Origin of the sequence: Castellaniella sp. (assembly GCF_049671645.1) — a bacterium.
GTDB lineage: Bacteria > Pseudomonadota > Gammaproteobacteria > Burkholderiales > Burkholderiaceae_B > Castellaniella.
Window position 1 is genome coordinate 54,195 of sequence record NZ_JBATVG010000027.1, and the last position, 25,463, is coordinate 79,657.

Below are 25,463 nucleotides of genomic sequence, written 5' to 3' on the forward strand. Positions count from 1 at the left end.
TGACATCATGCGCACGAAACAGGGACCCTTCATTCCATCGTCCGAGATCACGCCCGAATCCGTCTGGCTCGGGCGGCGACGGTGGCTGCGCCAGGCGGCGCTGGGATCCCTGGCGCTGGGGGCCGCCGGGCTGGCGCGGGCCGCCGATGACGACAGCCCCGTCGGTCCTGTGCTCGACGCCCCGCTGGATGCGCGCTGGTCCACGACCGAAAAGCCCAATGGCTGGCGCGACATCACCACCTACAACAATTTTTACGAGTTCGGCACGGGCAAGGGAGACCCCGCCGCCCATGCCGGGCGCATGAAGCTGCAGCCCTGGGCCGTGAAAATCGACGGCGCAGTGCAGCATCCCATGACGCTGGATCTGGACGACCTGCGCAGTCTGGCGCCTCTGGAAGAGCGCGTCTACCGGCTGCGCTGCGTCGAAGCCTGGTCCATGGTCATCCCCTGGATCGGTTATTCGCTGTCGCATCTGCTGAAGCGGGTCGGGCCGACCTCGGATGCCCGCTATGTGGTGTTCACGACCGTTGTGCAGCCCGACGTCATGCCGGGGGTGCGCCAGGGGATCCTGGATTGGCCCTACACCGAGGGCCTGAGGATGGACGAAGCCATGCATCCGCTGACGCTGCTGACCTTCGGGGTGTACGGGCGCGCGCTGCCGGCGCAGAACGGCGCTCCGCTGCGGGTGATCGTGCCCTGGAAATACGGCTTCAAGTCCGCCAAATCCCTGGTCCACATCCGTCTGCAATCCGAGCCCCCCGTCACGAGCTGGATGCGGGCGGCGCCCCGGGAATACGGCTTTTACGCCAACGTCAATCCCGCCGTGCCGCACCCGCGCTGGAGCCAGGCCACCGAACAGCGGATCGGTTCGGGCTTTTTCGCGCCCCGCCTGCAGACGCAGCCGTTCAACGGCTATGCGAACGAGGTCGCCGCGCTGTATGCCGGCATGGATCTGAAGCAGAACTTCTGATGCGTTCCGGAGGGTGGCTGACCGTATGCATTCACGGCCTGGGCCTGTTCCCCCTGCTGCGTTGGGTGGCGCTGGGGGCGACCCAGGGCCTGGGCGTGAATCCGCAGGAATTCCTGACCCGCTCATCGGGCACCTGGGCGCTGGCCCTGCTGTGGATCGTGTTGTGCGTGACGCCGCTGCGCCGTCTGGCGGGCTGGGGGCGCCTGGTGAAGCATCGGCGGGCCCTGGGGCTGTATGCGTTTTTCTACACGATCCTGCACGTGATCGCCTGGGCGATCTGGGATCGCGGCGGTGTGCCTGCCGCAATGTGGACGGACATCTGGCAGCGGGATTTCATCGGCGTCGGAACGGTGGCCGTGTTGCTGTTGCTGCCATTGGCGTTGACGTCCACCAAGGGCTGGATGCGACGCCTGGGACGCGGGTGGAAGCGGCTGCACTGGCTGATCTACCCGGCTGCTGCGTTATCCGTCCTGCATTTCGAGTGGATGCGGGCGGGCAAGAATGATTTCATGGAACCGCGTCTGTATGCCGTGGGGCTGGCGATCCTGCTGGGCTTGCGCGTGTTCTGGTGGTATCGGGCCAGGCAAGAGAGACACATGCGATGAATCCTGTATCTGAAGAGCAGTCGGGACCGCGGCTGGAGGCGCTGCGGCTGGGTTTTATCGGCGCCGGGCGCCTGGCGCAGGCGCTGGCGTTGGCCTTGCAGCAGGCCGGAGCGCCGGTGGCCTGGGTGGGCAGCCGCCGCCCGGACGGCGCCCGCGCCATGGCCGGGATGCTGCAGGCTTGCCAGGCCTGCGATCCACAGGGCGTGGCCGATCACTGCGACCTGGTGTTCATCACGACGCCGGACGCGGCGATTGCCGGGGTGGCTGAGACCGTGGCCTGGCGCGCGGGCCAGGGGGTGGTGCATTGCAGCGGCGCGACGTCCGTGGCGGTGCTGCAGCCGGCCGCCGACGCGGGCGCGTGGATCGGCGGCTTTCACCCCATGCAGGCATTCGGCGCCGATCCGCAGGCGGCGGTGCGCAGCCTGCCGGGCTGCACCGTAGCGATCGAAGCGGCCGCGCCGCCGCTGGATGCCTGGCTGCATGCGCTGGCGCAGCGCCTGGGATGTGCGGGGCTGACCTTGCCGCCGGGCGCGCGGGCGCGCTATCACGCCTCGGGCGGGTACGCCTCGCAGCATGTTCATGTGTTGCTGGCCGAAGCCGTGCGTCTGTGGCAGTCCTGGGGGGCGACGGAACAGCAGGCGCTGGATGCCTTGCTGCCCTTGTTGCGGGGGACGCTGGCCTCGCTGGCCCGCAGCGGCGTGGCGGGCGGCATGCCGGGGCCGGTGTCGCGCGGGGATGCCGGCACCGTGCGATTGCATCGGCAGGCCTTGCAGGCGGTGGACCCGGCCATGCGCGACCTGTACGACCGCTTGTGCGTGCGCGGAGTCGCTTTGGCTCAGGCTGCGGGGCGGCTGGACCCCGCGCAGGTCAGCTTGATGCAGCAGACGCTGGACGCGCTGCCCGATCAGAAGGAATAGCTGCCGCCCAGCAGGGTCTGGAACTGGGTTTTCTGTTTGACCATCGGGCTGTCGCCGGCTTCTCCGACCAGCCGGCTGGTGCCGACCAGACTGGTCAGGCTCAGGCGTTCCGTCACGGCATAGCGGGCGGTCAGCCGGGCCGAGACGTCCTTGAGGCCGGATGTGGGCTGGTACCGCGCCAGGCCGGAACGGTTGGATTGAGTGCCGTTGATGCCGAAATAGCTGTCCATGTACTTTTCGTTGGCCCAGCTGGCGCCCACGCTGGGGGTCAGGCGCAGGCGGTCGGTCAGTTCGTATGGGTAGGACACGCGGGAGTCGACCAGCAGGCCCCGGTCGCGGTGGGTGACGGCCTGGGTCGCCGCCACGCTGAGGATCGTTCCGGCGACGGTCGTGGACACGCCCAGCCGCGCGCCGACCGCGTCGGACAGGCCGCCGATGCCGGGCGGAACATCGTCCCCGCCGTAGCCCCACATCATGTTCAGGCCGGCATCCAGGGTCAGGTTCTTGCTCTGGATCAGGCTCATGCCGATACCGTCTTCGGTGCGCGCGTAGAAGCGGCCGAGCCGCGCATTGACGATGGGAATGGTCCTGCCCTTGTATTGATCCGAGCCTTCGTAGCGGGGCGTGGCGGCGATGCCGGCCCCCAGGGTGACGCTGTTTTCCGCCGCGTATGTGGCGCCGATGGGCGCGGTGGACACGCCCAGCAGGAGAAGCGCGATATTCAGGTGCGAAGCGCGGGGACGTGAAAAACGAAGGGGATTCATGATCATGGGGTGTGGTTCAAGAGTCGGACAGCGCACTAGTAGCGGCGATGGGCGTCGTCAAGGCGCGGCGGTGGGGCGTCGCTGTCCCTGACGGATGAAGTTCAGGATCCAGCGGCCGACCAGCAGATCGTCCGTCGGGCCGCGCAGGCTGTGCCTGGCTGCCAGCAAGCGTTCGGGGGCGATGCGGTCCCGGCGGGTGGACAGCAGGTCTTCCAGGTAGGCGCGGGAAAATTCCGGATGCCCCTGGATGCCCAGGCAAGTGTTGCCGATCTGCATCATGTAGATCGGGCAGAAACCGCTGCGGGCCAGCACCCGGCCCTGGGGCGGCAGTTCGACCACCTGGTCCTGGTGGCTGGCCAGCAACTGCAGCGTCTGCGAGCGCCAGGGCGTCATCCAGGGTTCCTGCTGGTCCAGGGTGGTCGGGTAGGCGCCCAGTCCCCAGCCCAGGGGGCTGCGTGCCACGCGGCCGCCCAGCGCCTTGGCGATCAGTTGGTGACCGAAGCAGATGCCTACCAGCGGTTGGCGGGTCTGCCAGAGCGCGCGGATGAAATCCGAAAGCCGCCCGATCCAGTCGGCGTCGTCATTGGCGCCGCATTTCGACCCGGTGGTGATCCAGCCGTCCACATCCGTGGCGCGGTCCGGCATCCGACCCTGGTGACAGGCGAAGACCTGGAACTGCAGTTCCGGGTCGACCGCCCGCAGCAAGGCCTGGATCATGTCGGGGTAGTTGCCGTGCCGCCCGATCAAAGGCTGGGCGACGTCGTCGCATTGCAATAAACCGATCTTCATGGGTGATGCAAGAGGTTGGCGAGGGATCAATAGCCCTCGAATTCTTCGGCGCGGATGTTGTCTTCGTTGGCGCCGATCTCGATCAGCAACGCCCGCGTGGCCTTGACCATGCCTTCGGGGCCGGCCAGGTAGAACCGGGGAGCAGCCAGGTCGGGCACGTGGCGGCGGATCATGTCGCCATCGACGCGGCCGTATTCCGCGCCGTCCACGCGGGCCTGGGTGTAGGCCGGGACGAACGTGAAGTTCGCGTGCTGGCGGGCCATCTGCTGCAGCTCGGCGGTATAGGCCGCCTGAGCCGGCGTGCGGTTGGCATAGATCAGGGTCAGGCGGTGGCTGGTCTTGTCGTGCAGGGCTTGTGCGATCATGCTGCGCACCGGGGTGATGCCGATACCGCCGATGATGAATACCGCCGGCACGGATTCGGTTTTATGCAGGGTGAAATCCCCAAACGGCGCGATCAGCTTGACCACAGTGCCGTCCGGTGTTTTTTTGAAGGCTTCCTTGAATGGCGTGCCGCGCATCCGCGTGGCGACCGCCACGTGGGGTTCGAACGGCGCGTTGACGAAGGAAAACCCGTGCATGCCGTCGTGTTTGGGCGTGCCTTCAGGGCTGGGCAGCTTCACGTCGCAGAACTGGCCGGCGCGAATGTCCAGACCAGCGGGTTTTTCCAGCGTGAATTCCATGGTGCCCTCAGCCACTTCCCGTTTGCTGATGAGCTTGACGTCGTATGTCGTCATGGTGTGCCCCTTTTTATACGGTCGATCACAGTGTGTTCTCGTCGCGCAAGGCGGAACATCCGGGAACAGTATAGGTCGTGCGGCCGGGCGCCGGCGGCTTTCAGGGGATGGCGGCAGGGGTATCGCTCGGGCCCTTGGGAAGCGGGGGGCTAGTGCCCGCCGGAATGATTGATGACGCGGCAGCCCTGCCAGACCCCCTGAAGCACCAGATCCGTGGCCAGGCGGCTGCACATTCCGAGGACTTCCCGCGTGGCCACGGAGATGGGCAGCGTTTCGCTGACGCACAGGCAGATTTCCCGCGAGAGTTCGAAGGCCAGGGGATGCATGGCGATGCTTCCAAGCTGCACTTCGTCGTGACCCGCGGAGTAGGGCAGGACGGTGGTGGCGATGCCGGCTTTGACTGCGGGGATGAGGATGGCGGAAGTGCTGGCCTCGGCCAGCAGGTGGTAGGACAGGTGCCGCTGCAAAAAGGCATGCTCGATCCGTGACCGCAGTGTATTGGGCAGGCTGGGCAGGACCAGCGGATGGCGGGCCATTTCTTCCAGGGATACGGGACTGTTGTCGTGCCGTAGTGAAGGATGGGTGAATAAGTACAGGTCCTCGAACAGCAGGGGTTGGCAGTGCATGCCTTTGGGTTTCTTTGGGTCGGGGGCCAGGGCGAAATCGACGCGGCCCTGCATCACCATGGATGTGAGGTCGGCGCTGGGCACGTCAACGATTTCCAGCACGATGGCCGGATGGCGCGCTCTGAGCAGTTCGATCAGACGCAGCGCCAGCATTCTTGCGGTGCTGGACGCCATGCCGATGGAGACCGTGCCGGAGATGAGGCCTTGCTTGCGGGAAATCAGCGCCCGCGTGTTGTCGACCTGCCGCAGGATGGCGCGGGCGTGCTGATACAGCAGCTCGCCTTCCTCCGTCGCCAGCATGCCTCGGGCCGTGCGGTTCAGCAGTTTGACCCCGAGTTCTTCTTCCAATAACGTGATTTGCTGACTGAGCGCGGGCTGTGCGATGTGCAGCATTTCCGCTGCGCGAGTCATGTTCTGGGCTTCGACGATGCGGGTGAAGTAATTGAGTTGCCTCAGATTCATCCTGGCCTCTTTCAGCGTGTCGACCCGTTGATTATAAGTAAATCCGATTGCTGGCTCAGTAAATACTATTTCAATTCGCCGCACGTCGTCCCTAGAATCGTTGAAAAGACATCAAGGAGACAAAACGGTGGATCTGCCGCTTAAGGGACTGAAAGTTCTGGATTTGACCCGTGCTTTGTCGGGGCCGTTCTGTACCATGATCCTGGCGGACATGGGGGCCGAGGTGATCAAGATCGAGCCCACGCCTGGCGGCGACATGATCCGCCAGTGGGGGCCGTTCGATAACGGTATAAGCGTTTATTATCTGAGTGCCAATCGCAATAAAAAAGGGGTGGGCGTGGATTTCCGTCATCCCGATGGTTTGCCCTTATTGCGGCGTCTGGCCCTGCAGTCGGACATCCTGGTTGAAAATTTTCGCGTCGGGACTGCTGAAAAAATGGGTCTGGGGTACGAGAGCCTCGCTGCCGAGTGCCCCAGTTTGATCTATGCGTCGATTTCGGGTTTTGGCAATAAAGGACCGGCCAAGGATTGGCCCGGGTTCGATCAGATCGCCCAGGGTTATTCAGGCTTCATGAGCCTGTCAGGCACCCCTGAGACCGGCCCTATGCGGGTCGGCACCGCCATCGGCGACCTGACCTCTGGCATGTGGGCGGCCATCGGCGTGCTGGGCGCGTGTGTCGCGCGTCAGCAGACAGGGAAAGGCCAGTATGTGCATAGTTCGTTGCTGACCAGCCTGATCGGTCTGCTCAGCGTTCAGGGCCAGCGCTATCTCAGCCTGGGCGAAGTGCCGCAGCCGTGCGGGAATGTGCATCCGGTGATTGCGCCGTACGGCACCTTTCAAACGGCCGATGGTCCCTTGAACCTTGCGCCTGCCACTCAAGAAATGTGGGTGCGACTGTGTCATTTGCTGGGCTGCCCCGAATGGACCGAGGACACGCGTTTCAAGCGGAATGCGGATCGAATCCAGCACCGGCTGGCCCTCAAAGAACTGATCGATGCGCGGCTGCAGACGCGCGGCCGGATGGAATGGACGCCGCTCTTCATCGAGGCCGGCATTCCCGCCGGGCCCATCAATACCTTGGCCGATGTCTTTTCGGATGAGCAGGTCCATCAGATGCAGTTGGTGGAGGCCGTCCAGCATCCGGATCTGGGGGAATTGCGCCAGGTGGGGCTGCCGTTTTTGATGCGCAATGCCGCCGGCCAGAGTTCCGCTGGCGCCACGGTGCAATCGCCGCCGCCCCGACTGGGGCAGCATACGATTCAGGTACTGCGGCAGTATGGGGTGGACGGTGGCGAAATAGATCGTCTATTGAAGGATCAGGTGGTTTTCCAGGGAGCGGATTCGTAGCGCTCAGGCCGATTAAAACAGTAGGACCCAGCACCACAGTCACGTAGAGGACGGGTGCCAACCATCCAGGAGACAAACATGAAATTCACAACCTTATTGCTGGCTGCGATGTGCGCGCTGGGCGTCACGGCGGTTCAGGCGAAGACTTTGAAGCTGACCCACCAGTGGCCCCAGGGAGATGGGCGGGATGCGGGGGCGCGGATGTTCATTCAGGAGGTGCAGAAGCAGGACCCATCCGTCAAGTTTCGCGTCTACCCGGGCGCGTCGCTGATCAGCAACCCGTTGAAGCAGATCGATGCGCTGGCCGATGGTTCGATCGATCTGTCCATTTTTCCGCTGATCTATGCCGTGGGGAAGGCGCCCGAGTTTTCCATCACGATCTTGCCGGGGGCGATCAGCAGTGTGCAGGATGCGATGCGCTTCAAGGGCACGGACTACGAAAAACGCCTGCAAGAGGTGGCGCGCCAGCAGGGCTTTCATATCCTGACCTGGTGGTGGACGGAAGGAGGAATTGCCGACAAGGTGCGGCCCATCACCACGCCCGACAGTGTCAAGGGGCTGAAATTCCGCGGGGCCGATCGCACGATCGACACCATGCTGAAGGCGGCTGGCGCCTCGGTTTTCGCCATGCCTTCCACCGAGCTCTACAACGCCATGCAGACCGGAGTCCTGGACGGCTTGATGACGTCTTATGAAACTTTTATGAGCATGCGCCTGTACGAGCAGACGAAATATGCGACGCTGGGTGGGGATTACACCATTTTTGTGGTGTTCCAGCCGCTGGTGATCTCGACCAAGACCTGGGACAGTCTCAGCGACGAGCAGAAAAAGATCTTCGAGAAAGCGGCGGACGCCACGTTGCCTTCGTTCAACAAGGAACAGGATCGGATCAAGCATGACGCCGTGAAGAAATTCAAGGCGGCGGGAGTCGATGTCCATGCCATGAGCAAGGAGGATTACGCCAGCTGGCTGGCTCTGGCGCACAAGACGGCATGGCCGGAATACGCAGCCATCAGCCCGGCGGCCAAGGGTTTGCTGGAGTCTGTTGAAGCCCTGATCAAGAAGTAGCCGGTACCTGTTCACCCACGCCGCCGGAGGGTTCTGTGCTCACCTTGGAAAAATGCATGGCTAGGGTCAATGTGGCCCTGGCGATACTGGCCGCCATCTTGCTGGTTGCCGCGACCATCATCATTACCTGGATGGTGTTCAAGCGCGGCATCGGTCTGCAAAGCTCATGGGAGCTGGAAACCGCGATCGAATTGATGATCAGCGCGACTTTCCTGGCCTCGCCCTATACGCTGACTACGGGGGGGCACGTCAAGATGGACCTTCTGGACAGTCTGTTGTCGGGATCGTCAGCGCATTGGATGGCATTGCTGCCCAGGGTCCTGGCCTGCGGGGTATGTTTCTATCTGGGCTACGCCGGCCTGGAAATGACGATTCATGCGTACCTGACCGGCGAGCGCGCCCTGGGTATTTGGCAGCCGCTGGTGTGGCCCAAATACTCGACGGTCGCCATTGGCATGTTGCTCACTGCCTTCCAGTATGTTCTGGAGATCGTGCGGGTTTTCGGAGAGCGGCGGCAGGAGATCGACAATGTCTGAACTGCAAATTGGTTTTCTGCTGTTTGTCGCGACGTTTCTGGTTCTGTTTTCCGGCATCCCCATTGGTTTTGGGCTGGTCTTCATCTCCATCGCATTCCTGGCGATCTTCGGCGATGGCAGCGCCCTGGCGACGCTGTCCAATGTCTTCGTCGGCGAACTGTCCAGCTTCGCCTTGCTGACTATCCCTTTGTTCGTGCTGCTGGGTTGCACCATCGGGGCGTCGCGTGCCGGTAAGGACTTGTATGAATCCCTGCATCGCTGGCTGGTTCGCGTGCCGGGCGGGCTGGTGATCGCCAATATCCTGGGGTGCGGCCTGTTCGCGGCCATGTGCGGCTCCAGCCCGGCCACCGCCGCGGCCATCGGCAAGATCGGCATTCCGGAAATGATCGATCGCAAGGTGCCGGCGCGATTGGCGACGGGTTCCATCGCGGCGGGCGGCACGCTGGGGATTCTGATCCCTCCGTCACTGACGCTCATCGTGTATGGCATCGTGACGCATACTTCGATCGCCCGCCTGTTCCTGGCGGGCGTGGTGCCGGGCATCATCCTGGTCGTATTGTTTGCGGTGTATGCCTGGCTGGCCAGCGTCCGCTACGACCGCATCGGCCAGGGCGACAAGTCGATGCTGGAAGCCTATTCCTTCGGCGAGAAACTGCGGGGTTCGATCAAATCACTGCCCTTTCTCGCCATCATCGTGGCGGTGACGGTATTCATGTACACCGGCTTCGCGACCCCGTCCGAGGTCGCCGCCGTGGCCGCCTTCATGGCGTTGGCCTTGGTCATGTTCCTGTACCGTGCCTACCGGATGCGGGATATTTGGCCCATGATGCGCGACACGGTGCGCGAGTCCTGCATGATCCTCATGATCGTGGCCGGGGCTGCCGTGTACGCCTACATGATGTCCTATCTCTACATCACGCAAAGTTTGGCGGAATGGGTTTTTGGCTGGGGGCTCAGCGACTGGCAGCTGATTCTGCTGCTGAATGTCTTTCTGCTGGTTGCCGGGTTCTTCCTTCCGCCCGTGTCGGTCATCCTGATGAGCATGCCGGTCATCCTGCCGGTGCTGACGCAAAGCAATATCGATCTGGTCTGGTTCTCGATCATGATGACCATCAATCTGGAAATCGGCTTGATTCACCCCCCGCTGGGATTGAACCTGTTTGTCATCCAGGGGGTGGCGCCTCAGGTGGCTTTGCGCGACATCATGTTGGGCGTTCTGCCTTTTGTCGCCATCATGCTGGCATTCATCGTCACACTGGTGGTTTTTCCCGGAATCGTCACTTGGCTGCCGGATCTCTTGATGGGACCTGGGGTGTGACTGGCGGGTGAATTCCGATTGCACCCGTATTGGACAAGGAGCGCACATCATGCAGGATCAAGCCCCGGTGCTGACATTCGATGGGGATGTGGCGACACTGACGCTGTGTCGGGTGTCGCAACATAATCGTATTGCGCCGGATGACTGTAGCGTGATCAGCAGCCATCTGCGCGAAGTGGCCGGTCGGGAGGGAATCCGTGCGCTGGTCGTGACCGGGTCGGGCGAGAAGACCTTCAGTTCCGGCTATACCCTGGGGGCGATCCGTGACCAGCTGGACAGCCGTTTTGAAGACATGCTGGATGCATTGGAGGTCTTTCCGCTGCCCACGATCTGTGCATTGAATGGCAGCGTGTACGGTGGGGCGACCGACCTTGCGCTGTGTTGCGATTTTCGTATCGGTGTCGCCGGTAGCCGGTTTCTGATGCCGGCGTCGCGGATCGGGCTGCATTACTATCCGGGCGGCATCCGTCGCTACGTGGCCGTGTTGGGCCTGGCAGCGGCAAAGAAACTGTTTTTGACGGCCCAGGCCATCCAGGATCAGGAAATGCTGCGGATCGGGTTTTTGCACGAACTGGTGGATCGTCGGGACCTGGCGAGCGCGGTCGAACGCTATGTGGAAGGCATCCGCGCTTGCGAGCCGACGGTCCTCGGGACGATGAAGGCCGACCTGTTGCAGGTCGCGGCGGGTCGCTGGGACGAGGCCGGACTGCGGGCGCACTACGAAGCCTCGCTGCGGTCGGATGCCCTGGCGCTGCGCCTGGCCGCCCTGGCCGGGAAATCCTGACCTGGCAACCGCAGCCTGCGTTGCGTTTCAGTCCCGGAAGTTCTGGTACTGCAGCGGGAGTTCCACGTCGGTCTTGCGCAGCAGGGCGATGACCTCTTGCAGGTCGTCGCGTTTCTTGCCGGAGACGCGCAGCTTGTCGCCGTTGATCTGGGTCTCGACCTTCAGTTTGGCCTGCTTGATGGCGGCGATCAGCTTTTTGGCCGTGGCTTGTTCGATGCCCTGGCGGACCGTGACTTTCTGGCGGGCGCCGCCCAGGTTTTCCAGCGGATCGGCCACGTCAAGGCAGCGCACGTCGATGCTGCGCGCCGACAGGCGCCCGCGCAGGATGTCCAGCATCTGGCCCAGTTGGAACGCGCTGGGGGCGGATTGGTTGATCACGTAGCCGTCCAGTTCGAAACGGGCGTCCGTGCCCTTGAAGTCGAATCGGGTCGCCAGTTCGCGGCTGGCCTGATCGACGGCATTGGTCAGTTCGTGTTTGTCGACTTCGGAAACAACGTCAAAACTGGGCATGGTGACATCCTGAGGCTGGAAAGCGATACCTCGATTGTAGAGGATGCCCGGCCGGCTCCGGTGGGATCAGGCGTCCGGCAGTCCGGGTCTATAGCGTCCGCAGCACCATGTAGGCAGCCGTCCCGGCGACGATGCTCAGCAGCGTCTGCCGGGTGCGCCATTGCAGCAGCACGACGAGCGCCACCGCGATCAGTTCCTGCCAGGGGCCGTAGGGGTTGTTGCGCGCCTGGCCCGCCACCGTATCGACCAGCAGCAGCACCATGATGGACAGGGGCAGGGTATCGCCCAGTTTATGCACCAGCGGATGGCGGCGCAGCCAGTGCCCGCCGATGAAGGGCAGCGCCCGCAGACCCAGGGTGAGGGCGGCCATTGCGCCGATGACGGTCAGGACATAGCTGGTGTCGGTCATGAGGCATCCGGTCGTTGCGGGGTGGCGCTGGGGGTGTTGGGTTGTCGGGCGGGCCGCAGGGCTGACGCCGCGAGGCTCAGGGCGATGGCCAGCGCCAGCGCCTGCGCGGGCAGCACCAGCAGCGCCAGAGCGTAGGCAGCCAGGGCGATCCAGATGGGCAGCAGGTCGCGCCGCGCCCGCCATTGTTCGACGGCCAGGACGGCGAACAGGGCGGCCAGCACGAAATCCAGCCCGGTCAGGCCGATCTGGACCTGGGCGCCCAGCACGACCCCCAGCACCGTTCCCAGGACCCACCATCCCTGATTCAGGGCGCAGACCAGCGCCATGCGTCGGGAGCGGGCCTGGGCGGGCAGGGCGGTCAGTACGGAATAGCTTTCGTCCGTCAGGGCGAAAATGCTGTACCACCGTTGCCAGCGGGGGGCCGGCATGTGGTTCAGCAGGGACAGTCCGTAGAACACGTGGCGCAGGTTCAGCACCAGAGTGGCCAGGGCGATGGCGCCGATGGGCAGGCCTGCCGCCAGCATGGGCACCATCATGAATTGCGCAGCGCCCGCGTAGATCAGCAGGCTGGACGCGATGGCCAGCCAGGCGCTGCCGCCCGCCTGGACGAACAGGAATCCGAAAACCGCGCCCAGCGGGATGTAGCCCATGGCCACCGGCGCGGTCAGGCTGGGAATGGAGAGTGGAGCGGGTGTCGAAGGCTGTGGCATGAGGGATGTGGATCGTGGCGGCCTGCGCCGTCGCGCGGGTCCGGCCATTATACGGATTGGGGGCGGCGCCCGAGGACCCGCCTAGCCCAGGCGCAGCAGCGCGGCGCCCAGCACGAGGATGCCTGCCCCCAGCAGCCGCTGGCGCGTCAGTCTTTCATGCAGCACCAGTCCCGAAATCAGCATGCCGAACAGGATGGATGTTTCCCGCAGCGCGGCCACGACGGGGATGGGCGCCAGGGTCATGGCCCACAGCGCGGTGCCGTACGAGATCAGCGATCCCGCTCCGCCCAGCAGGCCGGGCCCCCAGCGGCCCGACAGCTCGCGCAGCAGACCGGGGCCGCGCGCGGACAGGCCCAGGGCCAGCATGACCAGCCCCTGGGTGAGGAAAATCCACAGGGTATAGGCGGCAGGGGCCTGGGAGAGCCGCACACCGGTGCCATCCACCAGGGTGTAGGCGGCAATGACGGCGGCGGTCAGAAGGGCCAGCCTCAATCCGCCCGTCCCCGCGGCCTGCTGCGTCCGGCGGCGCGCGGGCAGGCCGATGCACAGGATGCCGGCGCAGATCGCCAGGATGCCGCCCAGCGCCCAGACGCCCAGGTCTTCCCGCAGGATCAGCACCGATACCATGGCGACCAGCAGCGGCGCGGTGCCGCGCATGATGGGGTAGCCGACGCTCATGTCGGTCACCTTGTAGACGCGGGCCACCAGCCGCATATAGCTGACCTGCAACACCAGCGACACTAGAATGAAGGGCCAGCTGGCGGCCTCGGGCTGCGGCAGCCAGGGCAGCAGCCCGGCGGCCAGGATGCCGGACCAGACGGTGATGTTGATGGCGCTCAGCCAGGTATCGGCGCTGCCCTTGACCAGGGCGTTCCAGACCGCGTGCATCAGGGCGCCGGCCAGGACGGCGGCATAGACCAGGTCAAAGTCGATGTTCATGAGCGAAAGGTGGCTGGGATGTCATCAAGCCCTATATCATAGTGACTTGAACTTGATACAGATTGTGAATGTCGGCGTGTGACGCTTTGTCGTGACTTGCCTGCGATCCTTGAAAAGGCAAGCCTCTGATGGTGAATCTTGATCCGCGTACCATGCTGGTGGTCGAAGCCTTCGTCCTGTTCCTGGTCGGCGGCTTGACGTTCCTGGCCGCGTTCCAGGTGCAGCGCGACCGGACGCTGTTATGGGCGGCAACCGGGATGTGGCTGGCCTGCCTGGGGTTCTTGCTGGGCGTGACGCGTGAATACGCGGACCTGCTGGCGTTTTCCATCATCGTCACCAATATGCTGATGATCACCGGCCATGCCTGTCTGTGGATCAGCGCGCGGGTCTTCGCCGGGCGGCCGGTGTCCTGGCACTGGCTGGTGGCCGGAGCCGTCGTGTGGTTGCTGATGGGGCAGTGGCCTCGGTTCATGGCCGATGCCGATTTGCGCGTGGCGACCTATTCGATCCTGTGCCTGGGCTATATCGGCGCGGCGATGGCGGAACTCTGGTCGGAATGGCGGCGGCACCCGGGGGCCGTGTCGCCTTTGATGGCGTTCCTCACGATCCATGGCCTGTTCTACGTGTACCGGATTCCCCCGGCCCCCGCAAAGCAGGTTGTGTGGCAGAACTGGCCGGATTTCGCGCTCGTCATGTTCGAAGGTCTTTTTTTCGCGATCAGCCTGTCCTTCAGCATCCTGATGATGGTGCGGGCGCGTGCCGAGCAGGATTACCGCCATGCCGCTTTGCACGACGCCCTGACCGGCCTGCCCAATCGCAGAGCCTTGTTTGAACGGGGCAAGGCCCTGCTGGCGCAGGCCCGCGAATCGGGCGCCGACGTGGCCGTGCTGATGTGCGATCTGGATTGGTTCAAGCAGGTCAATGACCGCTTCGGCCATGAAACCGGCGATCGTGTGCTGGTGTGCTTCGCCCGGGTCCTGCAGCAGGCGGCGGGCGCCCATGCCCTGCATGCCCGCCTGGGCGGCGAGGAGTTCGTCGTCGTGGCCGCCAACCTGGGGCCGCTGGGGGCGCAGGATCTGGCGGCCCGTCTGCGCCGCCAGTTGTCCGCGCAGGCCGGCGTCCTGCCGTGCCGCCTGACGGTCAGCGTCGGGGTCGCCTGTTCGCGCCCCGTCGGCTACGATCTGGACCGCCTGTTGGCGCGGGCCGATCAGGCCCTGTATGCGGCCAAGACGGCCGGGCGCGATTGCATCCGCCTGTGGCCGGTGGCGGAATCAGGATCCGCGCCCTCAGCCGCCGTATCCCGCGGCAGCCTGGGGCGCTTTGGCGAGCATCCAGTCGATGCCTGATTCCCCTTGGGACTGCAGCCATTCATTGGCTTGCCGGAAATGACCGCAGCCGATGAACGGGCGTGGCGGGCGCAGGGCCGACAAAGGCGACGGGTGATTGGCCATCAACACCTGGACGGGGCCGGCGGGGGCCTGTAATTCCAGCAATTGACGGCGGGCCTGGGCATGCGAGCCCCACAGCAGCAGGACCTTGGGGCGCGGCTCGCGCAGCACCCGCATGATCAGGGCATCCGTGATGTGCTCCCAGCCTTTCTTGGCGTGGGATGCGGGTTGGTGCGCCTCCACGGTCAAGGACGTGTTCAGCAGCAGCGCCCCTTGTCGCGCCCAGCGCACCAGACTGTTGCGCGGCGGCTGGGCCGGGTCGCCGTATTCCCGCGCCAGTTCCTTGAACATATTGCGCAGGCTGGGGGGCGTGGGACAGAAATCCGGCACGGAAAAAGCCAGACCCTGGGCCTGGTTGGGGCCATGATAGGGATCCTGGCCGACGATGACCACCTGCACGGCCTCGGGAGGGATTTCGATCAGGGCGCGAAACGGCCGCAGGGGGAAGATCTGTGCGCCGGCCGCCTGCCGTTCGGACAGCATGGCGTCCAGCCGGGATAAAACGCCCTGCAGGTGGGGAGCCTCCAGCGCGGCGCGCCAGGCAGGCGGCAAGGCTTCGAGCTGCGCGTGCAAAGACCCCGTGAATGCGTTGAGAACTTCGGAAGAATGCGGATCGGTCATGATCGGTGTGGCAATGGCATGAAAGGAGAGGATTCGGCAATGCCGGCAGTATGCGCCATGTGTCCAGCCTGATCCATCAGGGTCGTCAGCAGGCCGGGCAGCCGGGGGTCATCCATCTGCGACACGTTGAATCGCAGCATGGCGGTGGCGGCGCGGGATAGGCTGAAGACGTTGCCGGGCGCCAGGACCAGGCCCTGTTGCAGACCCAGCGAGGCCAGTCGGGTGCTGTCCAGGGCGCCCGGCAAGCGGCACCACAGGAACATGCCGCCCGGCGGCACGTGCCAGGGCTCCAGCCCCAGTTGCCGCAGCAAGGGCACGGCGCGGCTCATGGCCTGGGCCAGACGCTGGCGCAGCAGGCCGATGTGGCGGGGCCAGGCAGGGTCCTGGATCACATGGCTGACGATGGATTGGGTCAGCCACGCGCCGGAAAATGTCGTTGCCGTGCGCAGATCGGCCAGGGCGTCGACCCAGTCCGCGCGCACCGCCAGATAACCGCAGCGCAGGCTGGCCGACAGGGTCTTGGAAAAACTGCCGACCTGGATCACCCGGTTCAGCCCGTCCAGGCTGGCCAGGTGGGCGGAGGGCGCCGGTTCGAAGGCGCTGAAAATGTCGTCTTCCACCAGGATCAGGTCGTGGGCCCGGGCCAGATCCAGGATCTGCCGCGCCTTGTGGTGGGACAGGCTGGCGCCGGTCGGATTGTGCAGGCCGGAATTGCTGATGTACAGCCGGGGCCTGTGCCGGGCCAGCGCCTGGTGAAAGCGGTCCATGTCCGGGCCATCGGGCTGATAGGGAACGCTGACGATATGGGCCTGGTGGGCGCGCAGCAGGGCCAGGAAGTTGTAATAGCAGGGGTCGTCGACCAGGACGGTGTCGCCCGGACGGATCAGGAAGCGGCACAGCAAGTCGATGGCCTGGGTGCCGGAATCCGTCACCAGGATCTGTCGGGGGTCCACCGGCTGGCCGCGTTGCGACAGTTGCTGCGCAATGGCCGTCCGCAGCGCCGGAAGACCGAGCGCGGCTGCGTAGTCCGTCAGCAGGGTGGCGGGTTCCCGCGCGGCGTGCCGCAAGGCGTTGCGGATGGCCTCGGTCGGCATCCAGTCGGCGGGCAGCCAGCCGCAGCCGGGTTTCAGCGCCTGGGCGCCCATGTCCAGCGACTGCCGGGCGACCCAGAGCGGGTCGATCTGACGGTCCAGCCGCGGGCCGATTTCCGCCAGTGACAGAGGGGCCAGCGGGCCGGCGACGTAGAATCCCGACCCGGCCTGGGGGCGGATCGTGCCATTGGCCACCAGCCGTTCATAGGCCTCGACGACGGTGGATTTGGAGACCCCCTGGTGGCGGGCCATGGACCGCAAGGACGGCAGGCGCGTGCCGGGTTGCCATTCGCGGGCCGCGATGCGCTGGTGCACGTATTGCATGACGTGGGTGGTACGGCCGACCTTGGCGGCGGGCGCGGTGATGGCGGCAGTCATAGTGGGTGAGACCAGTACAGTTTCGTCTCACTGTACCAGACTGTATCTGGCCCGGACAAGGCGCTGCCCGCATAGTGGATGCCGGATCATCAGTATCGACAAAGCGGGATATTTCATGCAGGCAAGCACACGAGGATGGATCAACGGCGCGATCGGCGTGGCGATTTTCAGCGGCTCCCTGCCGGCCACGCGGGTGGCCGTGCTGGGGCTGGACCCCTTGTTCGTCACGGCGGGACGCTCCGCGCTGGCCGGCTTGCTGGCCGTGGCCCTGATCATGGCCGGACGCAACCGGCGTCCCACGCGCGCCGAATGGCGCACGCTGGCATTGGTGGCGCTGGGGGTGGTGGTCGGCTTTCCCCTGTGCACGGCGCTGGCGCTGCGCACCATCACATCCGCGCATTCGCTGGTCTTCATCGGGCTGCTGCCGCTGGCCACCGCGATCTTCGGCACCTGGCTGGGGGGCGAGCGCCCATCGCGCGCCTTCTGGGCGTTTGCCGTGCTGGGGGCTGCATCCGTGGCCGGCTTTGCCTTCAGCCAGGACGGGTCCGGGTCGTTGGGGGCGGACGCGCTGATGGTGGGGGCGATTCTCAGTTGCGGCTATGGCTATGCCGAAGGCGGCCGTTTGTCGCGCCGCCTGGGGGGCTGGCAGGTCATTTGCTGGGTGCTGGTCTTGTCGTTGCCTTTCAGCCTGCCGTTGATGGGGGCGCTGTGGCCGGCCGATGCGGCGTCGGTGCCGCTGTCAGCCTGGCTGGGCCTGGCCTATGTCGCCGTTTTCAGCATGCTGGTCGGTTTCATCTTCTGGTACCGGGGCCTGGCTCTGGGCGGCATTGCGGCCGTGGGCCAGTTGCAGTTGCTGCAGCCCTTCCTGGGCCTGCTGTTGTCGGCCTGGCTTCTGGGCGAATCCGTCACGGTGACGATGATTGCGGTCACCGCCTTCGTCGTGGCCTGCGTGGCGGGGGCGAAGTACACGGCAGCTGCTCCGGCGCCTGCGCCGGGGGTGTCTTCCTGAGGCGACGGGTGCCCGGGGCCGGGCCGGTGGCGCTTCGGTCCGTCAGCGCCAGGTTTCGCCGGCCGCATGGGCCGCGCGTTCAGCCTTGCAGCGTGATCACGAAACGCTGCGTCCTGGGGTCCCGGGGATGCTGGAACAGCTCCTGCGATGGCCCCGATTCGACGATGGCGCCGTCTTCCAGGAACACAGTCTGGCGGGCGATCTGGGCGGCCAGCCGCAGATCGTGGGTGGCCATCAGCATGGTCATGCCTTCCTGGGCCAGGGCGCCCAGCACGGCCACGACTTCGGCAGCCAGGCCCGGGTCCAGGGCGGATGTCGGTTCGTCGCACAGCAGCACGCGCGGCTCGGGCGCCAGGGCGCGGGCAATCGCCACGCGCTGCTGTTGGCCGCCCGACAGGCTGGCGGGCCAGGCGTCGGCCTTGTCGCGCAGGCCGACCTTGTCCAGCAGCTCGCAGGCGCGCGCGTAGGCCCGGTCACGCGGCCAGCGCTTGACGGTGATCAGGCCTTCCATCACGTTCTGGATGGCCGTCTGGTGCGGGAACAACTGGAAGTTCTGGAACACCATGCCGGTCTGCTGGCGGATGCGTTGCACGGCGGGCCGGTCGGGATGCTGTCCGGCTTGGAAGCGCACCGTTTCCGCGCCGATGGTCACTGTGCCTTCGTCCGGGGTTTCCAGCAGGTTCACGCAGCGCAGCAGCGTGCTCTTGCCGCTGCCGGACGGGCCGATCAGCGCCGTGACCTGGCCTTCGGGGATGGCGACGCTGACGGTTTTCAGGACGTCGTGTCCCCCGAAGGATTTGCGGATGCCTTGCAGCTGGATCATCGCTGGCCCTCGGAAAAGACGGCGTGTTGGCTGAAATGGCGTTCCATCCGGGTCTGGGCCGCAGACAGGAAGGAGCACAGCACCAGATAGATCAGGGCGGCTTCCGTGTACAGGATCAGCGGTTCATAGGTGACGGAAGCGATGCGCTGCGCCGCCTGGAAGATTTCCGGCACCGTGATGACGGCTGCCAGGGACGTGTCCTTGACCAGCGCGATGAAGGAATTGGCCAGCGGCGGCACAGCCACCCGGGCAGCTTGCGGCAGGATCGTGCGCCGCAGCGCCTGCGCGCGGGTCATGCTCAGGGAATAGGCGGCATCCCACTGCCCGCGGGGGATGGCTTCGATGGCGCCCCGGATGACTTCCGCGTTGTAGGCGCCGACGTTCAGCGAAAAACCGATCAGGGCGGCGGGCAGCGGGTCCAGGACGAAACCGATGCTGGGCAGGCCGTAGAAAATCACGAACAGCTGCACCAGCAGGGGCGTGCCCCGGATCAGCCAGATATAGAAGCGCACCAGGGCGACCAGCGGCGCCGGCCCGAACAGCCGCGCGATGGCCGCCAGAAAGGCCAGCGCCAACCCCGCCAGGAAGGACAGGATTGCCAGCGGTACTGTGAATTGAATCCCCCCGACCAATAGCGGCCAGAGGGAATTTGCCATCAGATGCAGCCAGTCTGGCACGGTCGGGAACTCCTTGCAGATCGTGTCGCAGTATAGACCACCGGGTTTACTTCACCCGGGAAGACAGGTCGGTGCCGAAGTAGCGTTCCGAGATGGTCTTGTAGGTGCCGTCGGCGCGGATGGCGTCCAGCGCCTTGTCGACGGCGGCTTTCAGGGCCGGTTGGTCCTTGCGCATCAGCACGCCCGATTGGCTGAATTCCGCGCTGGTATCCGTGGCCACGACCTTGACCTTGGCGGCGGGCTGCTGCTTCTTGAAGTCCAGAAAGGACAGTTCGTCGTTGATGGTGGCATCCACCCGTCCCGAGGTCAGCAGCGCGATGGCGTCGTTGAAACCCTGCACCGGCACGACTTCAGCCCCGTAGTGCTGGGCCAGCTTGCCGAAATTGCTGGTGATGGTGTTGGCCGAGCGCTTGCCTTTCAGGTCCTGGAACGTGCTGATCGAGGTGTTGTCGTCACGCACGATCAGCGCGGCGGCCGATGAAATATACGGCTTGGAAAAGTCGTACTTGGACTGACGTTCCGGTGTGATGCCGACCTGGTTGATGACGACGTCGTAGCGGTTGACGTTCAGTCCGGCGATCAGGCCGTCCCATTTCCCCTCGACGAACTCCGCCTTGACCCCCAGTTGCTTGGCGATGGCGCGGCCGATGTCCACGTCGAAGCCCACCAGCGTGTTGTCTTTCTGGTTGTGAAAGGAAAACGGCGCGTAGGTGCCTTCGGTGCCGATGCGGATGACGCCGGCCTTCTGGATGGCGGCGAGATCGTCGGTCGCGGCCTGGGCGGCGGGCGCCATCGACAGCAGGGGCAGGGCGGCAGCCAGAATGAGCGCGGAAAGTTTTTTCATGAGCAGGCCTCGGTAGTAGAAACCCCGCCGCCCGGAAGGGAAGGCCCGGGCGGCGGGGGTTTAATCGGTACCGTTATATCAACGGCATTCCTTATGGGTTTTAATTCTATCCAGACCGAATGGCGGCTGCAAAGCTTTTCGAACCTTAAGCATATGGCAAGGGGTTATTTGACCTCGTCGGCAGGCAGGATCACGACCCGGTTGTTGGCCAGGAAGTAATAGAGGATGCCGGCCAGCGGCGCGCCGATGAACCAGCCGAAGTCCTTGATCTCGGAGAAGGCCGGCAGCAGCGCCACGCTGAGCGACACGATGGCGGATGGAATCAGGGCATACAGGGCGTAGCGGCTGACCCCTTTGTTGAAGTAATAGATCGATTCCGGCTTCGGCAGGTACATGTGCCGGATGCTGAATTTCTGCTTGCGGATCAGGTAGTAGTCGACGACCAGGATGCCGAAGAACGGGCCCAGCAGGGCGCCCAGGCTGCCCAGGAAATAGCCCACGATCACAGGATTGTTGAAGTAGTTCCAGGGAGTGACGATGATCGAGACGATGGCGGTGATCAGGCCGCCCGTGCGAAAGCTGATGCGGCGCGGGTTGATGTTGGAAATGTCAAAGGCCGCCGACACGAAATTGGCGACGATGTTGACGCCGATGGTGGCGAAGACGAAGGCAGTCGTGAAGACATAGAACATCACGGAGTTGTCGACGTGTTCCAGCAGGATGCCGGGGTCCTTGATCTGGCTGATGTCCGCGTTCAGGACCTGGGCGGCGGCGGCCGTCGTGACCACGGACGTGATGGCGAAGGCCGTCCAGTTGATCGGCAGGCCCCAGGCGCAGCCCGACACGATGGATTTCCGATCGGGGGAATACCGGGCGAAGTCCGAGAAATTCAGCATCAAGGTCGCCAGCGTCCCGACGGTCTGCGCCATGGTGATCAGGATGTTGCGTGTTTGCGCATCCCCCGAAACCTTGGTGCCATTGGGGCCCGTGAACCAGTCGAACGACCAGTTCGCCTTGGACAGGAAGTAGAACATCAGGACCAGCATGACGATCCAGATCACGGGGCCGGCCAGGCCCTGGAAGTGGCGGACGGCTTCCATGCCCCTGCGCACGATCACCAGCTGGATGATGGAGAGCGCCAGAAAGCAGATCCAGCCGCCGATGGACAGGTTCAGGAAGCTGGCGGAGGTATCCAGGCTGAGTTCCCGGAAGCCCGGGATGGCCCGGGACAGCAGGGCGTTCAGGGCGATGGAGGCCAGATAGGTCTGCACGCCGTACCAGGCGATGGCTACGATGCCCCGCACGACGGCCGGGATGTTGGCGCCCCAGATCCCCCAGGTGATGCGGCTGATGACCGGGTATGGGGTGCCGGTGGCCTGGCCCATGAAGCCGGACAGGCAGCACCCGGCCAGAATGATCAGGGAGCCCAGGAAGATCCCCAGAGTGATGTCGAAGGCGGACATGCCCAGGCCGACGAACAGGCCGGCCGCCCACGTGTAGTTCCCTGCGTTGTGGGCATCGTTCATCCACAGGGAAAAGAGTTGGTAGCCGTTCCATTTGCGGTGGGACGGGTGGGAGGGAGCGAGGTCCTCGTTGTACAGCCGGCCGGTGGGATCCTGGGCGGCGAGCTCCTGGTTGGAGGGCGTGTGAAAGGTTTCCTGTGACGACATGAGCTTCTCTTCAGAGGAATTGAGCCATCGTGCGACTGGCTGGAAAGGGTGGCGGATCGGTCTGTTGAAGAAAAATCAGGAACTCAGGGGCCAGCCGCGCAATTGTTTCCGGCGGGCGGGGGCATAGGTACGGACTTTCGATGTGCTGAGTTTCATCCGGATCAGGCCTTCGGCCAGCGTGACGGCGGATGCGACCCCGTCCACGACCGGAGCGCCGGTCGCTTGCGCCACGGCCTCGTTCAGGCCGGCCATGCCGCCGCAGCCCAGGCAGATGACTTCCACGCCGTGTTCACGGACGATATGTTTGGCTTTGTCGATGATGGTGGCGATGGTCCGGGCATGGTCCTGCTCCAGTTCCAGGACGCTCAGGCCAGTGGCGATGACGGCGCTGCAGCGACGGTCCAGGCCCGCAAGCAGCAGGCGGTCTTCGATCAGGGGCACGGTGCGGTCCAGTGTGGTGACCACCCCGAATTTGTGGCCCAGCAGGCCGGCCATGATGGCGGCCGCCTCGGTGATGTCCACGACGGGGACGTCCAGGGCTTCCTGCAGGGCTTCTCGTCCGTGCTCGCCGAATCCGGCCTGGATGACGGCATCGAAGGGTTCGGGGTACTTCAGCACGCAGTCCAGCACCCCCAGCGCAGCCAGGTAGCTTTCAACGTTGCCTTCGCAGGATTCCGCCCCGAAAGTCGGCGTCAAGCCGACGATTTCCGTGCCCGAAGCCGCAGCGGCCCGTGCCGAGGCGACGATGGAATCCGTCATGGCCTGGGTGGTGTTGACGTTGACGACGAGAATGCGCATTTCCTGACTCCAGAATCAGTCATATAGGGGTTCACACTAACATTTCAGGATATATGTTAATTGTGATACAACGTATAATAAGACCGATTGTCCCATCCATGGCCTAGGGGTTTCCCTGTAATGAGTCCAAGAAAAAACACCGGAGATCTGCTGCTGGCTGATCAGGCTTTCCTGGCATTCAAGCAGTTGTTGTTGCGGGGAGACGTCCGTGCGGGGCAGATGGTGTCGATCGCCGAACTGGTCGAACGGTCCGGCTATCCCCTGGCGCCTGTGCGGGAAGCCGTCAAACACGCGGAATCCGTGGGTCTGGTGCAGATCCTGCCCAAGCGCGGGGTGTTGGTCATCGAACCGACCCCGGATACCATCCGGGCCTGTTTCCATCTGCGCTGCATGATGGACCAGGAGGGGGCCAGGGTCCTGTCCGCCTGTCCGGACAAAGACGCCTTGCAGGCGCTGCGGGAAGAACACGCCGTGGTGCGTATCCGGGCGGAAGAGGGCATTACCCCCCAACTGCAGCGCCAGGCCATGGAAGTCGACTGGAAACTGCACCTGGCCTTGGCCGATGCCCTGGGCAATCCGCTGGCGGCCCGCGTCTATGCCAGCAATCATGATCGCATCACTGTGCTGCAGCTCTCGCGCCGCTTGCTGCCGGAACGCATCATTCCGGCGATGGACGAACATCTGCGGATCCTGGACGCCGTCCTGCAGGGGCGGGAAGAGGCCGCCATGCAGGCGGTTCGCCTGCACCTGGCGGGCACCTTGCGCTGGTGGGGCGTGGACCTGCCGGAGTTCGCGGTGGCCTGATCCGGCGCCGTGCGCGTGCCGGTCGCGCGAAAACGGCGATGGCCCTCTTGAAGGGCCATCGCCGTTTTCACGACCGCCGTGAGAATCAGGCAGCGCGCGCGTAGGGGTGCTTCATGGCCGGGATGCGGCACAGAACCATGTATATGGCCCCGCCGATGATGACGCCGAAGAACCAGCCGTAAATGCCCCACCAGGAAGGCAGCCAGTTGGTCAGGTGGGGCAGGATGCTGGAGAACAGGCCGCCGACCACCGTGGCGATCACGGCGGCGATGTTCCAGCCTTTGTGGAACTGATAGCGGCCGTTTTCCCGATATAGATCGGCGACGTCGATCCGGCCTTTGGCGATCAGGTAGTAGTCCACCACGATGATGCCCAGCAGCGGCCCCATAACGGCGCCGATGGCGCCCACGAAATTCGCGGCATTGCCGTCCCACGGGGAAAACGGGTACAGGCACAGGGCGATCACGGCGGTGATGTAGCCGCCGCCCTTGAAGCTGATCTTATGGGGAAAGGCGTTGGAAATGTCGAAGGCCGGAGAGACGAAGTTGGCGACCACGTTGATGCCCAGCGTCGCCACGGCGAACGTCAGGGCGGCCAGCAAGGCCAGGAACCAGCTGTCGAATTTGGCGGAGATCTGTTCGGGATGCAGCAGGACTTCGCCATAGACCTGGAAGGCGGCGATGGTCGTGACGCCGGCTACCAGCGAAAACAGGATCAGGTTGACCGGCAGCCCCCACAGATTGCCCTTGCGCACCACGGCTTTGTTCGGCGCGTAGCGGGCGAAGTCGCAGAAGTTCAGGTATAGCGCGGCGAAGTAGGTGATCCAGGTGGCGGCAACGGCCATCAGGGCCGACAACGAACCGGGTTCGCCGGGGACCCCCGCATCGCGGGTTTTCTCCAGCAGAATATCCAGAGGGATGCCGTGTTCCAGGGAAAACCCGCCCGCCTTGATCACCAGTCCCACCGCCAGCACCAGCATGGCGATCCAGACGGCGGGGCCCGCCCAGTCCTGGAATTTGCGCACGGTCTCCATGCCGTTCTGGATGATCAGCAGTTGCAGGGCCCAGACCACGACGAAGCAGATCACTTCCAGGCCGGAATGGCCGAACAGATGCGTCGTCTGATGGAAGTTCATCAGCGTTTCGTTGCGCGTCAGCAGAGCGACGACCGCCCAGGACGCGGCGGCGGTCTGCGCGCCGTACCAGAAGCAGGCCACCACCGCCCTCACCAGAGCCGGCAGATTGGCGCCCCAGACGCCGAACGACGCCCGGGCCAGCACGGGATAAGGCACGCCGGTCTTGACGCCGGCATAACCCAGCATGTTCATGATGGCGAAGATGACCAGGGAACCCAGGCCGATGGCCAGCAGGAAATTGACGAAGCTGCCGCATAGCAGGAACAGGCTGGCGGCCAGGTAATAGCCCCACAGGCTGTGCACGTCCGAGGTCCAGACGTTGAAGATGCTGAAGGCCCCCCAGTTGCGTTCCTTGGCGGGGGCCAGGTCTTCGTTGTACAGGCCGCGGCAGACGTCTGCGTTCAGCGTGGGGCTCCAGCAAGTGGAGGAGCCGCTGTGCGGCGGCGCGGACGAGGATGCGGGCGGGGCGGCCTCGCCGTTCAGGTTTTGACTTGCGGTTGCCATGTGGAGTCTCCGGGGCGGGTGTCGAGCGCTACTTGCACCGACCTGGGCGGTAGGGCCAAGCACTTCTATCGTCTTCGGCATTGTTGAGATGCCATCTGACATTTCACGATATATGTTATCTGCGATACGAAGCATCATAAAACTGAATATTCGATCCATGACCTAGGAG

The 25,463-nt window shown here is 64.5% G+C and carries 27 protein-coding genes; 11 read left to right on the forward strand and 16 right to left on the reverse strand.

Annotated features, from left to right (window positions below):
* Window positions 1-7: 7 nt before the first annotated feature.
* From msrP to WBG56_RS14795, 3 genes are read left to right on the forward strand one after another with little or no spacing between them, the layout of a single operon-like run.
* Window positions 8-970, forward strand: coding sequence for a protein-methionine-sulfoxide reductase catalytic subunit MsrP (msrP, locus tag WBG56_RS14785; protein WP_424269663.1), 963 nt, complete (start codon window positions 8-10; stop codon window positions 968-970).
* Window positions 970-1,575 (forward strand): sulfite oxidase heme-binding subunit YedZ, encoded by a 606-nt coding sequence (locus WBG56_RS14790; protein ID WP_424269665.1) that lies wholly within the window; start codon window positions 970-972, stop codon window positions 1,573-1,575. The genes msrP and WBG56_RS14790 overlap by 1 nt, the downstream gene beginning before the upstream one ends.
* Complete coding sequence (locus WBG56_RS14795; RefSeq protein WP_424269667.1) at window positions 1,572-2,492, forward strand: Rossmann-like and DUF2520 domain-containing protein; 921 nt, start codon at window positions 1,572-1,574, stop codon at window positions 2,490-2,492. Before WBG56_RS14790 ends, WBG56_RS14795 begins: the two co-directional genes overlap by 4 nt.
* On the opposite strand, the gene WBG56_RS14800 is transcribed toward WBG56_RS14795, so the two are convergent.
* From WBG56_RS14800 to WBG56_RS14815, 4 genes are all read right to left on the reverse strand, one after another.
* Window positions 2,480-3,256, reverse strand: a complete 777-nt coding sequence (locus WBG56_RS14800) for a MipA/OmpV family protein (protein ID WP_424269669.1) — start codon at window positions 3,254-3,256, stop codon at window positions 2,480-2,482. The genes WBG56_RS14795 and WBG56_RS14800 overlap by 13 nt on opposite strands.
* Before the next feature lie 57 nt (window positions 3,257-3,313).
* On the reverse strand, window positions 3,314-4,045 hold the full coding sequence (locus tag WBG56_RS14805) for a type 1 glutamine amidotransferase (RefSeq protein WP_424269671.1): 732 nt from the start codon (window positions 4,043-4,045) through the stop codon (window positions 3,314-3,316).
* Window positions 4,046-4,071: 26 nt separating this feature from the next.
* Entirely contained in the window at window positions 4,072-4,782 is a 711-nt protein-coding gene (locus WBG56_RS14810) for a ferredoxin--NADP reductase (protein WP_424269673.1), read from the reverse strand.
* Between the two features lie 149 nt (window positions 4,783-4,931).
* The gene (locus tag WBG56_RS14815; RefSeq protein WP_424269675.1) at window positions 4,932-5,870 is read right to left on the reverse strand and encodes a LysR substrate-binding domain-containing protein; all 939 of its coding nucleotides are present in this window, start codon (window positions 5,868-5,870) and stop codon (window positions 4,932-4,934) included.
* Window positions 5,871-5,997: 127 nt separating this feature from the next.
* Here WBG56_RS14815 and WBG56_RS14820 point away from each other — a divergent pair, with 127 nt between their 5' ends.
* The 5 genes from WBG56_RS14820 (at window position 5,998) to WBG56_RS14840 (ending at window position 10,924) form a co-directional block, all read left to right on the forward strand.
* Window positions 5,998-7,218, forward strand: coding sequence for a CaiB/BaiF CoA transferase family protein (locus tag WBG56_RS14820; protein ID WP_424269677.1), 1,221 nt, complete (start codon window positions 5,998-6,000; stop codon window positions 7,216-7,218).
* A gap of 78 nt (window positions 7,219-7,296) precedes the next feature.
* On the forward strand, window positions 7,297-8,286 hold the full coding sequence (locus WBG56_RS14825; protein ID WP_424269679.1) for a TRAP transporter substrate-binding protein: 990 nt from the start codon (window positions 7,297-7,299) through the stop codon (window positions 8,284-8,286).
* A gap of 56 nt (window positions 8,287-8,342) precedes the next feature.
* On the forward strand, window positions 8,343-8,822 hold the full coding sequence (locus WBG56_RS14830; RefSeq protein ID WP_424269681.1) for a TRAP transporter small permease subunit: 480 nt from the start codon (window positions 8,343-8,345) through the stop codon (window positions 8,820-8,822).
* Entirely contained in the window at window positions 8,815-10,140 is a 1,326-nt protein-coding gene (locus WBG56_RS14835) for a TRAP transporter large permease (RefSeq protein WP_424269683.1), read from the forward strand. The genes WBG56_RS14830 and WBG56_RS14835 overlap by 8 nt, the downstream gene beginning before the upstream one ends.
* A 49-nt stretch (window positions 10,141-10,189) precedes the next feature.
* The gene (locus WBG56_RS14840) at window positions 10,190-10,924 is read left to right on the forward strand and encodes an enoyl-CoA hydratase/isomerase family protein (protein WP_424269685.1); all 735 of its coding nucleotides are present in this window, start codon (window positions 10,190-10,192) and stop codon (window positions 10,922-10,924) included.
* Window positions 10,925-10,951: 27 nt separating this feature from the next.
* Here the strand turns inward: WBG56_RS14840 and WBG56_RS14845 are convergent, their stop codons facing one another.
* The 4 genes from WBG56_RS14845 to WBG56_RS14860 all read right to left on the reverse strand — a co-directional run bounded on the left by WBG56_RS14845 (window position 10,952) and on the right by WBG56_RS14860 (window position 13,492).
* Window positions 10,952-11,434, reverse strand: a complete 483-nt coding sequence (locus WBG56_RS14845) for a YajQ family cyclic di-GMP-binding protein (RefSeq protein ID WP_424269687.1) — start codon at window positions 11,432-11,434, stop codon at window positions 10,952-10,954.
* A gap of 88 nt (window positions 11,435-11,522) precedes the next feature.
* The gene (locus WBG56_RS14850) at window positions 11,523-11,843 is read right to left on the reverse strand and encodes a branched-chain amino acid transporter permease (RefSeq protein WP_424269689.1); all 321 of its coding nucleotides are present in this window, start codon (window positions 11,841-11,843) and stop codon (window positions 11,523-11,525) included.
* The gene (locus WBG56_RS14855) at window positions 11,840-12,553 is read right to left on the reverse strand and encodes an AzlC family ABC transporter permease (RefSeq protein WP_424269691.1); all 714 of its coding nucleotides are present in this window, start codon (window positions 12,551-12,553) and stop codon (window positions 11,840-11,842) included. Before WBG56_RS14855 ends, WBG56_RS14850 begins: the two co-directional genes overlap by 4 nt.
* Window positions 12,554-12,634: 81 nt before the next feature.
* Window positions 12,635-13,492 carry an EamA family transporter gene (locus WBG56_RS14860; protein ID WP_424269693.1) on the reverse strand — a complete coding sequence of 286 codons (858 nt, stop codon included), beginning with the start codon at window positions 13,490-13,492 and terminating at the stop codon, window positions 12,635-12,637.
* Window positions 13,493-13,620: 128 nt separating this feature from the next.
* On the opposite strand from WBG56_RS14860, the gene WBG56_RS14865 reads away from it, so the two are divergent.
* Window positions 13,621-14,838, forward strand: a complete 1,218-nt coding sequence (locus tag WBG56_RS14865) for a GGDEF domain-containing protein (RefSeq protein ID WP_424269695.1) — start codon at window positions 13,621-13,623, stop codon at window positions 14,836-14,838.
* Here WBG56_RS14865 and WBG56_RS14870 read toward each other — a convergent pair.
* Both WBG56_RS14870 and WBG56_RS14875 read right to left on the reverse strand, forming a co-directional pair.
* Entirely contained in the window at window positions 14,779-15,561 is a 783-nt protein-coding gene (locus WBG56_RS14870; RefSeq protein ID WP_424269697.1) for a uracil-DNA glycosylase, read from the reverse strand. The two genes, WBG56_RS14865 and WBG56_RS14870, sit on opposite strands and share 60 nt — an antisense overlap.
* A complete protein-coding gene (locus WBG56_RS14875; RefSeq protein WP_424269699.1) occupies window positions 15,558-17,030 on the reverse strand; it encodes a PLP-dependent aminotransferase family protein in 1,473 nt (490 codons plus the stop codon). The genes WBG56_RS14870 and WBG56_RS14875 overlap by 4 nt, the downstream gene beginning before the upstream one ends.
* A gap of 115 nt (window positions 17,031-17,145) precedes the next feature.
* On the opposite strand from WBG56_RS14875, the gene WBG56_RS14880 reads away from it, so the two are divergent.
* On the forward strand, window positions 17,146-18,039 hold the full coding sequence (locus WBG56_RS14880; RefSeq protein ID WP_424269701.1) for a DMT family transporter: 894 nt from the start codon (window positions 17,146-17,148) through the stop codon (window positions 18,037-18,039).
* Window positions 18,040-18,118: 79 nt separating this feature from the next.
* On the opposite strand, the gene WBG56_RS14885 is transcribed toward WBG56_RS14880, so the two are convergent.
* The 5 genes from WBG56_RS14885 to WBG56_RS14905 all read right to left on the reverse strand — a co-directional run bounded on the left by WBG56_RS14885 (window position 18,119) and on the right by WBG56_RS14905 (window position 22,851).
* Window positions 18,119-18,862, reverse strand: coding sequence for an amino acid ABC transporter ATP-binding protein (locus WBG56_RS14885; protein WP_424269703.1), 744 nt, complete (start codon window positions 18,860-18,862; stop codon window positions 18,119-18,121).
* On the reverse strand, window positions 18,859-19,539 hold the full coding sequence (locus WBG56_RS14890; RefSeq protein ID WP_424269705.1) for an amino acid ABC transporter permease: 681 nt from the start codon (window positions 19,537-19,539) through the stop codon (window positions 18,859-18,861). The genes WBG56_RS14885 and WBG56_RS14890 overlap by 4 nt, the downstream gene beginning before the upstream one ends.
* A gap of 46 nt (window positions 19,540-19,585) precedes the next feature.
* Complete coding sequence (locus WBG56_RS14895) at window positions 19,586-20,383, reverse strand: amino acid ABC transporter substrate-binding protein (protein WP_424269707.1); 798 nt, start codon at window positions 20,381-20,383, stop codon at window positions 19,586-19,588.
* Between the two features lie 164 nt (window positions 20,384-20,547).
* Entirely contained in the window at window positions 20,548-22,053 is a 1,506-nt protein-coding gene (locus WBG56_RS14900; RefSeq protein WP_424269709.1) for an NCS1 family nucleobase:cation symporter-1, read from the reverse strand.
* Between the two features lie 75 nt (window positions 22,054-22,128).
* Window positions 22,129-22,851 carry an aspartate/glutamate racemase family protein gene (locus tag WBG56_RS14905; protein ID WP_424269711.1) on the reverse strand — a complete coding sequence of 241 codons (723 nt, stop codon included), beginning with the start codon at window positions 22,849-22,851 and terminating at the stop codon, window positions 22,129-22,131.
* 120 nt (window positions 22,852-22,971) lie between these two features.
* On the opposite strand from WBG56_RS14905, the gene WBG56_RS14910 reads away from it, so the two are divergent.
* On the forward strand, window positions 22,972-23,655 hold the full coding sequence (locus tag WBG56_RS14910) for a GntR family transcriptional regulator (RefSeq protein ID WP_424269713.1): 684 nt from the start codon (window positions 22,972-22,974) through the stop codon (window positions 23,653-23,655).
* 85 nt (window positions 23,656-23,740) lie between these two features.
* On the opposite strand, the gene WBG56_RS14915 is transcribed toward WBG56_RS14910, so the two are convergent.
* The gene (locus tag WBG56_RS14915) at window positions 23,741-25,294 is read right to left on the reverse strand and encodes an NCS1 family nucleobase:cation symporter-1 (RefSeq protein WP_424269714.1); all 1,554 of its coding nucleotides are present in this window, start codon (window positions 25,292-25,294) and stop codon (window positions 23,741-23,743) included.
* Window positions 25,295-25,463: the final 169 nt, after the last annotated feature.

Coding starts and splice junctions, on each gene's coding strand:
- WBG56_RS14790 (WP_424269665.1), top strand. CDS start 970: ATGCGTTCCGGAGGGTGGCTGACCGTATGCATTCACGGCCTGGGCCTG.
- WBG56_RS14900 (WP_424269709.1), bottom strand. CDS start 22,053: ATGTCGTCACAGGAAACCTTTCACACGCCCTCCAACCAGGAGCTCGCC.
- WBG56_RS14835 (WP_424269683.1), top strand. CDS start 8,815: ATGTCTGAACTGCAAATTGGTTTTCTGCTGTTTGTCGCGACGTTTCTG.
- WBG56_RS14905 (WP_424269711.1), bottom strand. CDS start 22,851: ATGCGCATTCTCGTCGTCAACGTCAACACCACCCAGGCCATGACGGAT.
- WBG56_RS14810 (WP_424269673.1), bottom strand. CDS start 4,782: ATGACGACATACGACGTCAAGCTCATCAGCAAACGGGAAGTGGCTGAG.
- WBG56_RS14875 (WP_424269699.1), bottom strand. CDS start 17,030: ATGACTGCCGCCATCACCGCGCCCGCCGCCAAGGTCGGCCGTACCACC.
- WBG56_RS14910 (WP_424269713.1), top strand. CDS start 22,972: ATGAGTCCAAGAAAAAACACCGGAGATCTGCTGCTGGCTGATCAGGCT.
- WBG56_RS14880 (WP_424269701.1), top strand. CDS start 17,146: ATGCAGGCAAGCACACGAGGATGGATCAACGGCGCGATCGGCGTGGCG.
- WBG56_RS14885 (WP_424269703.1), bottom strand. CDS start 18,862: ATGATCCAGCTGCAAGGCATCCGCAAATCCTTCGGGGGACACGACGTC.
- WBG56_RS14855 (WP_424269691.1), bottom strand. CDS start 12,553: ATGCCACAGCCTTCGACACCCGCTCCACTCTCCATTCCCAGCCTGACC.
- WBG56_RS14845 (WP_424269687.1), bottom strand. CDS start 11,434: ATGCCCAGTTTTGACGTTGTTTCCGAAGTCGACAAACACGAACTGACC.
- WBG56_RS14815 (WP_424269675.1), bottom strand. CDS start 5,870: ATGAATCTGAGGCAACTCAATTACTTCACCCGCATCGTCGAAGCCCAG.
- WBG56_RS14830 (WP_424269681.1), top strand. CDS start 8,343: ATGGCTAGGGTCAATGTGGCCCTGGCGATACTGGCCGCCATCTTGCTG.
- WBG56_RS14800 (WP_424269669.1), bottom strand. CDS start 3,256: ATGAATCCCCTTCGTTTTTCACGTCCCCGCGCTTCGCACCTGAATATC.
- WBG56_RS14860 (WP_424269693.1), bottom strand. CDS start 13,492: ATGAACATCGACTTTGACCTGGTCTATGCCGCCGTCCTGGCCGGCGCC.
- WBG56_RS14895 (WP_424269707.1), bottom strand. CDS start 20,383: ATGAAAAAACTTTCCGCGCTCATTCTGGCTGCCGCCCTGCCCCTGCTG.
- msrP (WP_424269663.1), top strand. CDS start 8: ATGCGCACGAAACAGGGACCCTTCATTCCATCGTCCGAGATCACGCCC.
- WBG56_RS14795 (WP_424269667.1), top strand. CDS start 1,572: ATGAATCCTGTATCTGAAGAGCAGTCGGGACCGCGGCTGGAGGCGCTG.
- WBG56_RS14805 (WP_424269671.1), bottom strand. CDS start 4,045: ATGAAGATCGGTTTATTGCAATGCGACGACGTCGCCCAGCCTTTGATC.
- WBG56_RS14865 (WP_424269695.1), top strand. CDS start 13,621: ATGGTGAATCTTGATCCGCGTACCATGCTGGTGGTCGAAGCCTTCGTC.
- WBG56_RS14840 (WP_424269685.1), top strand. CDS start 10,190: ATGCAGGATCAAGCCCCGGTGCTGACATTCGATGGGGATGTGGCGACA.
- WBG56_RS14915 (WP_424269714.1), bottom strand. CDS start 25,294: ATGGCAACCGCAAGTCAAAACCTGAACGGCGAGGCCGCCCCGCCCGCA.
- WBG56_RS14850 (WP_424269689.1), bottom strand. CDS start 11,843: ATGACCGACACCAGCTATGTCCTGACCGTCATCGGCGCAATGGCCGCC.
- WBG56_RS14870 (WP_424269697.1), bottom strand. CDS start 15,561: ATGACCGATCCGCATTCTTCCGAAGTTCTCAACGCATTCACGGGGTCT.
- WBG56_RS14825 (WP_424269679.1), top strand. CDS start 7,297: ATGAAATTCACAACCTTATTGCTGGCTGCGATGTGCGCGCTGGGCGTC.